Origin of the sequence: Roseomonas sp. TAS13 (assembly GCF_001950415.1) — a bacterium.
Classification (GTDB): domain Bacteria; phylum Pseudomonadota; class Alphaproteobacteria; order Acetobacterales; family Acetobacteraceae; genus Roseomonas; species Roseomonas mucosa.
This window is the reverse complement of record NZ_BDLP01000702.1, coordinates 1-1,025: the sequence shown is the minus strand read 5'-3', so window position 1 is coordinate 1,025 and position 1,025 is coordinate 1. Positions and strand designations below refer to the sequence as shown.

General features: G+C 75.0%; 1 protein-coding gene. It reads left to right on the top strand.

What is annotated here, in order from left to right:
• Positions 1–1,025: ATP-binding cassette domain-containing protein (locus tag ROTAS13_RS24970; RefSeq protein ID WP_139323587.1), on the top strand; the 1,025-nt coding region annotated here is incomplete at both ends.

Sequence of the window (1,025 nt, the reverse complement as noted above, 5' to 3'; positions counted from 1 at the left end):
GGCCCTGGCCCGCCTCCTGGAGCTCGGCCCGTCCGACGAGCGCCCGGCGGGCGAGCGTGCGGCGCTCGTGGTGGACCGGGTCGAGGCGCTGGACGGCTATTTCGCCCGCTGGCTCCCCGCCGCCATGCTGGCCCTCCTGGTGCCGGCCGCCATCGCCCTGGCGGCGGGGCTGACGGACCCGGTGGGCGGTCTGATCCTGGCCGCCGGCGGGCTGCTGGTGCCCGTCTCCATGGCCCTGACCGGCATCGGCGCCGCGATCCAGAGCCGCCGGCAGTTCGACGCCCTGCAGCGCCTTTCCGGGCGCTTCCTGGACCGGGTGCGGGGCCTGCCGACCCTGGTCCTGTTCAATCGCCAGGAGGACGAGGCGAAGGCGCTGGGACGCGCCGCCGACGAGCTGCGGCAGCGCACGATGCGGGTGCTGCGCGTGGCCTTCCTGGGTTCCGCCGGGCTGGAGCTGATCGCCGCGGCGGTGCTGGGCTGCCTCGCCTGGCGCCACGCCGCGCTGGTGACGGGGGGGCATCCCTCGCCGGTCTCGGCGCTTTTCGTGCTGCTGCTGGTGCCTGCCTTCTTCGCGCCGCTGCGCGCCTTCTCCGCTGCCTATCACGAGCGCATGTCCGCCGCCGGCGCCGCCGCCGAGCTGGCGCCGCTCCTCGATGCGCCGGAACGGGAGGGACTGCTGCTGGAGGAAGTGCCGCCCTCGGTGGTGCTGACCTTCGAGAATGTCTCGCTGCGCTATGACCCCGCCCGTCCCCCGGCGCTGGACGGCGTGACCTTCCGCGTGATGCCGGGCGAGACGCTGGTGCTGTCCGGGCCTTCCGGCGCCGGGAAGTCTTCCGTTCTGCGCCTGCTGCTGGGCTTCCGCCGGCCGGATGCCGGGCGCATCGCCCTCAACGGGCGCGACGCGCTGGCCCTGCGGCCCGAGGAGCTGCGCCGCCTCTCCGCCTATGTCCCGCAGCGCCCGCACCTGTTCCGCGACACGATCCGCGAGAATATCCGCCTCGCCCGGCCCGAGGCCGATGACGCGG